Source organism: Pseudomonas sp. B329 (assembly GCF_023127835.1).
Classification (GTDB): domain Bacteria; phylum Pseudomonadota; class Gammaproteobacteria; order Pseudomonadales; family Pseudomonadaceae; genus Aquipseudomonas; species Aquipseudomonas synxantha_A.
The window spans coordinates 25,984-33,030 of the sequence record NZ_SPKP01000064.1 but is presented as its reverse complement, the minus strand read 5'-3'; the positions used below and the strand labels follow the sequence as shown (position 1 = coordinate 33,030).

The window sequence follows — 7,047 nt, the reverse complement described above, 5'->3', positions numbered from 1 at the left end:
GGATGATCGCAACGGTGGACATCAAGACCGGCTCCAAGACCGTGCTGGACTATCTGATCAAGCCGTTCAACAAGGCCCAGGAGGCCATGCGGGAACGCTGAGCCTGGCGTGGCTATTCAAACCTCTCCTTTAAAGTCGAATCGGTTGAAGAATATGTTTCCTGATTGTGTTGTGGTCATTGAACATCATGCGTTCCAGCGTGCCGTGCTGGTCAAGGCCCTTGGCAATCTGGGGGTAGGCAATGTGCTATCGACCAGCGATGCCGAGCAGGCTATTGACCTGCTGAAACAGCTGCCCAGGGTCGATATCGTTTTTTTCGACCTGGCAGACGGTTCGATCAACCACTCTGCGTTCCTGAAAGTGGCCGGCGAGTTGGGAAACGTCCAGACGTTGGTGGCCTACAGCGAGTTGCAGGCTGATCTTTATCGCACCGTGAAGCAGATGAAGACGCTGTCGGGCCTGAAGTTGTTGGGCATTCTGGACAAGCCGCTGGATATGCAGGATTTGCAGCGGTTATTGGAAAATTTCAAGCTGCGCCACCATGTCTTGACGACGCCCGACCTGTCGGTACCTGAACTGATCCCTGAAGACCAGGTGCGACACGGTTTGGCGGTGGGTGCATTCGAGGCCTGGTACCAACCCAAATTCGATCTTGTCGAGCGTCGGCTGTTTGGCGTTGAAGCGCTGGTGCGCTGGCGTCACCCCACACGGGGGATGTTGCTGCCCCGTGATCTGTTAGGCGCCGTACTGGCCTATGACTTGATTGACGAGATGCTCAAGCAACTGCTCGACCAGGGTATTGCATTGCTGCTGCAGTTGCGCGCGCAAGGTATTGACCTGGGAATGGCGTTCAACCTGACAGCCTCCCAACTGGTTCGAAATGACTTGGTTGACTACATTATTCAATGCTTGCAAGGGTATGACCTGCCAGGTTCGGGCCTGACATTCGAAGTCGCTGAAAGCAGCCTGCTGGACCTGCCGGCATCGGCATTGGCAAACCTTCTGCGCTTGCGCGAGGCGGGGTGTGGGTTGTCGATCGATGACTTTGGCCTGGGTTTTTCCTCACTACGGTTGCTGGCGCAGCTGCCCTTCAACCAGATCAAGCTCGACGGCGTGTTCGTTCAGGACCTTGCCAACCCGGGTAACCGGGCCGTGGTTGCCAGCAGTCTCGCGTTGACCCGGGCATTGCAGATGGACCTGATTATCGAGGGGGTTGGCAGCCAATCGGCACTCGATACACTGGTTGACCTGGGCTGCCATTTTGGCCAGGGTTTTCACTTGGCGGTGCCCATGCCCGGTGCTGACTTTTGCGCTTGGTTGGAGCGCTACCAAAACCGGTAGGGCTTGCTGGCGCAGTCAGGCCATTAAAATATTTCAGGCCTGTGTTTTGTCGACGTGAAACTGAGCTACCTTAATAGTTTGACGTGCCGGTCTCGCAGATGCTGCTCCTTATGCTGATGAAAAAGAGGTTTGTATGTTGAAAGCATTAATCGTCGACGACCATCCGTTTATTCGCTCGTCTGTAAAAATGCTCCTCAAGGCAGGGCAGGTGGAAGTGGTGGCCGAAGCCGAGAATGGTGTCGAGGCGGTTTACCTGGCTCGCAAGCATGTGCCGGACTTGATCGTGCTGGATATTTCGATGCCGCTGCTCGACGGCCTGGAGGTCATCAGTCGCATTTGCGCCTTGGACCTGCCGATCAGAATCCTCGTGCTGACCTCGCTGGACGCGACCTTTTATGCCCATCGCTGCATGACCATCGGCGCGTCCGGTTATGTCTCCAAAAGCGATGATCTTGAGGAACTCATGCGTGCAGTCAAAGTGATTCGCGAGGGCTTCAGTTATTTTCCGGTGCTCTCCAACAGCTCGGTGCGCCCGGTCGATAACCAGACACCCGAGCATGAGCTGATTCAGCAGTTGTCCAATCGCGAACTGGCCATTCTGCAGCAGCTTGCCCGTGGTTACAGTAACAAGGAGATCGGTGACGCTATGTTGTTGAGCAACAAGACGATCAGCACCTATAAAACCCGGCTGATTGAAAAGCTCAAGGTCAAGTCGGTGGTCTATCTGGCCGACTTTGCCAAACGTCATCACCTGATCTGAATGAGGCGCCTGTCGGGTTACTTCATTTTTTTCCTTTGTTTGGGAGTACTCGGCCAGTCCCATGCCGCCGAGCGGGCCTTTGAGTCGCTGACCCTGCTGGGGCGCGAGCCTGCGGCTGATTTTGATGTTGAACTGCAGAACCATGACTGGCGGTGGCTACGCAATAAAAAGGTCCTGGTGGTCGGCACAGCACGCAGCGATCCGGCACCCTTGGTGGTGTCGTCCGACCCTGCCGATTTTGAGGGGGTGACGGCTGATTACGTCGGGCTGCTGGCTGCTGTGTTAGGCGTTGATGTCCAGATCCGGCGTTATGACAACAAGGATCTGGCCTTGCAGGCACTCAAGACCGGGGAGTTGGATCTGCTGGGCTCCGCACGGGAATATGAAGTGGCGCAAGCAGGGCTGGTCATGTCGCGTCCCTACCTTCTGGATCAGATGGTGCTGGCAACCAGCCGCGGTTCGGACAGCGACGTGCAGCAAGATCTTGCAGGCAAGCGGCTGGCGATGTCCAAATACTACGTTGAGCCCTCCGTTATCCAGGCGCTTTACCCAAAAGCAACAATCGAACTGTACCCCACGGCGCTGGAGGGCATCAGTGCGGTGGCCTTCGGTCAGGCGGATGCATTCGTGGGCGCGGGGATCACATCCAGCTATCTGATTGGGCAAAACTTCTACACCGATATGCACCTGAGGCCCTCAGCCGATAAAAAGGTCAGCGGTATCGGTTTTGTCTTGAATGCCGACAACAAGCAGTTGTTGCATGTGGTCAACCAGGCGCTGAACGCGATTCCCGCTGCCGAGAAGCAGTCGATTGCGCGGCGCTGGAGGTTGCGGGCCACCGCCGGAGAGGGCCTTGAGCTTGGCCTCAGTCCGCAAGAGGAGCAATGGCTGGCAGAGCATCCTAAACTGCGGGTGGCGGTGATCGATGGCAACCCGCCGTTTACTTTTTTTGATCAAAATGACCTGCTCCGGGGCCTCAACGCCGACTTGCTGGAGAAAATCAGCCAGCGAACCCATATACAGTTTGAAGTGATCCGCGCGCGCTCCGTTGATGAGCAGGCTGATCTGTTGGTGGGGGGGCAGGCAGATCTGGCGCCCACGTTCAGGCATGATGAGCGAATGGGTGAGCTGCGATATACCCGGCCTTTCATGTCCAACCCCGACGTGTTGGTCACCCGCGTGGGCGATGGCCAGCCCCGAAGCCTGGACGACATGACGGGCAAGCGTCTGGTCGTCAATCCTGGCAGCTATTGGGTCACCTATGTGCCCAGGCATTACCCGGATATTACATTGATGGAGGCGGGGAGCCGTGCCGACATGATGGCGCTGGTTGCCCAGAACAAGGCGGATGCCGCTATCAGTATCCTGCTGGGCTCGCGCTATATGATCTCTACGTTCTACCGTGACCGCCTGCGCATCACGCGTACGATGGGAGAGCCTCCAGCCCAGTTGAGATTGGCGACTGATCGCAGGTCTTTGGAGCTCTACTCGATCCTCGATAAAACCCTGCGCAGTTTTTCCCGCGAAGAGCTCGACGACCTGTCCGATCGCTGGCGTGGCGAAGTCATGCTGGACAATCGCGGTACCCAGGCCAGCCGGCGGGCTTTTCTCAAGTGGCTGGCAGTGGCGATAGGCCTGTTGCTCGCTGCGGCGGGCTGGATCATCTATCTGCGCCGCCTGATTCAGCGACGTGCCGCTGCCGAACAAGCATTGAAGGAGCAGATGGACTTCCTGCACGTCCTGATTGACGGCTTGCCGCACCCCATCTACGTTCGAGACCGGCAAGCCCGAATGCTGCTGTGCAATACCCGCTACCTGGAGGCGGTTGGACGTACCGAAGAACAAGCGATGGGTACTGCGCTCGCAGGGGCCGTGGGCATTGCGCCATCTGACGCCCATGCGTTCGAGCAACAATACCGCGAGGTGATGGAGGCCGGCCAGGAGCAGATTCAGGACCGTCAGTTGTTGCTGGCCGACGGGCAGACGATTGATGCCTATCACTGGATCCTGCCGTTTCGCGATAGCAGCGGTGAAGTCAAAGGCATCATTGCCGGGTGGATCGATATCAGTGAGCGCGCACGCTTGCTCAGCCAGCTCAAAGAGGCCAAGCACGAGGCCGATGGCGCCAACCGGGCGAAGACCACGTTCCTGGCAACGATGAGCCATGAACTGCGCACGCCGATAAACGCGGTGGTCGGGATGCTGGAATTGGCGATGAAAAAGGCTGATCAAGGCATTCTCGACCGGTTTGCCATTGAAGTGGCCTCCAGCGCCGCACGTGCGTTGCTGGAGCTGATTGGCGACATTCTGGATGTGGCGCGCATCGAATCCGGGCGTTTGACCTTGACCCCTCAGAGGGCTGCCCTCAAGGAAATGGTGGAGGAGGTGGTGCGGGTGCAGGGCGCCAGCGCTCGGCTAAAGCAACTGCCGCTGATTCTGGAGTTCGATGAGCTCGCCAACCGTGATGTGTTGATCGACCCGATGCGGTTCAAGCAGGTGCTGGCAAACCTGCTGAGCAATGCAATCAAATTTACCGAAAAAGGCGAGGTGCTGGTCAGCGTCAAGGCGACACTCGACGAAGAAAATCAGCAGATGAGTATTCAGTTGCGCGTACGCGATACCGGCATCGGCATCAGCGCCGAAGACCAGTTGAAACTGTTTGCACCCTTCACCCAGGTCGGCAGCCACAGTCAGTTGACGGTCGGCGGATCGGGCCTGGGGCTGTCCATCAGCCGAACGTTGTGCACGATGATGGAGGGTGAATTGAAGCTGAGCAGTGTGCCGGGCCTGGGTACGCAGATTGAGGTAGGGTTGACGTTGCCCATCCTGGCCCCATTGCCCCGCAGCCAGCCTGAGCCAACCGAGCTGTTGCCTGCCAGTGAGTTGAACATTCTGGTGGTTGATGACTACCCCGCCAACCGCTTGTTGCTGTTGCAACAACTGAGCTATCTGGGGCACAGCGTCAAAGACGAGCAGGACGGCGCCCATGGCTTGCGCACCTGGCGCAGCCATTCCTTTGATGTGGTGATCACCGACTGCAACATGCCAGTGATGAATGGTTATGAACTGGCCAAGGCGATCCGTGACGATGAAGCGGCTTCGGGCAAGCCGCCGTGTCTGATTCTTGGCTTCACCGCCAATGCGCAATCCGACGAGATCGAACGCTGTCTCGCTGCGGGCATGGATGATTGCCTGTTCAAACCCATCAGCATGAAGGATTTGGCCGCACGCCTGTCGGGGGTTGAGTCGTCGTTTGAACCAATGCCCGATAACGATGATGTGACGCACTTGGACGACGAGATCGACCTGGTCAGCCTTGAGCAACTGACCTACGGGGATCAGGCGTCAATCCGCAGCTTGTTGCAGGACCTGCTCAGCAGTAACGAGGAGGATCAAGTACGGCTGCTCAAACTCTTCAGCCAGAACGACCTGACCGGGCTGGCCGACCTGGCCCATCGGGTCAAGGGTGGCGCGCGCATCGTCAAGGCAAAGCGCTTGATTCACTGTTGCGAGCAGTTGCAGATAGATTGCGACGGGCACGATGCCGCACGTTTGACCCAATCAGTGGATGCACTGCACCAAACGATGGACGCGCTGACGCAGGTGTTGACGCAACGGATCGCCCAATCCGTCGACTGACTGATTTTGGGCGCGGAGACAGGACAGTAAGGTCTCTGACCTAAATTGCTCTCCGGGAAATTTCCTACATTTCGGTCAGGAAAATCCCAGGATAATTTCGGCTCAAAGAACAGAGATGACCTCTCGTATACCGAATCCGCTAGGGAGCGACCCCATCTTTCATTGACGTTGCCGAAGCAACGCACCCGCAACGTTAATGAATTTGCGTCATGGATGACCTGAATACACCTGCTCCCTCTTGGGGAGCGGGCGTTGAGGTCCATCAACCTTGTTTGAGTGGGCATCGGCTACCACCAGCAATCAGGGCGTATCGGGCGTTCGTGCTGCAACCCAATTGTGGAGAATCAGTGATGCAAGTGTTGCCCCTGCGAGTGCTGGTGCTGGAGGACCATCTGTTCCAGCAAACCGTCGCCGTCAACCTGCTGAAGAAGCTTGGCTGTCAGGATGTGTTCAGTGCTTCCAACGGCACCCAGGCCCTGGAGACCCTGCAACGGGTCGGTCCGGTGGACATTGTGGTGTGTGACCTGCGCATGGAAGGCATGGATGGCCTGGAGTTCCTGCAACGCGTGGCTCGCGTTGGCCTGGTGGGCGCGGTGATTCTCAGCAGTTCCCTCTCGGGAGACGTACGCCAGGCCGCTCGGCAATTGGTGACGCTGCTGGGGCTGCCGCTATTGGGCGACCTCGGCAAGCCGCTGCACGCTGAAGCCTTGAACGAGCTGTTGCATAAACACTTGAGCGATCCCAGGATCGCGCCGATGAGCCTCAAGCCCCTGGAGCTGGCGCAAGCCGGCGAAGTTCGCTCGGCCATGCATCAAAAGCAAATGGAAACGTACTTCCAGCCCAAGGTCAATTTGCTCAATGGTGATGTGATTGGCGTCGAGGCGCTGACACGATGGAACCACCCGACCAAAGGGGTGGTTTCTCCGGCGGTGTTCATGCCTGCCATTGAAAGTTGCGGGTTGCTCAATGAGTTACTGTTCGGTCAGATCAGGCAGGGCCTCGCGTTGGCCCGCGAGGCTTCGAGTCGCGGGCACGTGTTGAATATCGCGTTCAACCTGGAGCCGGTACAGCTCTCCAATCCCGAGCTGGTTTCCATCATCCGCGGCATCTTGTGCAGCTTCGGGCTACCGGCTTCCAGTCTGACATTTGAATTGACTGAAAGCGGTTTGCTCGAAGCCTCGGCCACCTGCCTGGAAAGCCTCGTGCGGTTGCGCATGATGGGGTGCCGGTTATCCATCGATGATTTTGGTGTGGGGTTTTCCTCCCTGCAGCGCTTGTGCCAGTTGCCTTTCAACGAGATCAAGCTT

4 protein-coding genes are annotated in these 7,047 nt (G+C 57.5%); all 4 read left to right on the top strand.

Annotated features, from left to right (window positions below):
* The first annotated feature begins 171 nt into the window (after nt 1–171).
* Nucleotides 172–1,341: an EAL domain-containing response regulator gene (locus E4P00_RS27730; protein WP_248133407.1), complete on the top strand. Its 1,170-nt coding sequence runs from the start codon at nt 172–174 to the stop codon at nt 1,339–1,341.
* Nucleotides 1,342–1,474: 133 nt separating this feature from the next.
* Nucleotides 1,475–2,101 carry a response regulator transcription factor gene (locus E4P00_RS27725; RefSeq protein ID WP_065944100.1) on the top strand — a complete coding sequence of 209 codons (627 nt, stop codon included), beginning with the start codon at nt 1,475–1,477 and terminating at the stop codon, nt 2,099–2,101.
* The gene (locus E4P00_RS27720) at nt 2,102–5,740 is read left to right on the top strand and encodes a transporter substrate-binding domain-containing protein (protein ID WP_248133406.1); all 3,639 of its coding nucleotides are present in this window, start codon (nt 2,102–2,104) and stop codon (nt 5,738–5,740) included.
* Nucleotides 5,741–6,090: 350 nt separating this feature from the next.
* On the top strand, nt 6,091–7,047 hold a 957-nt coding region (locus tag E4P00_RS27715; protein WP_248133405.1), incomplete at its 3' end, for an EAL domain-containing response regulator.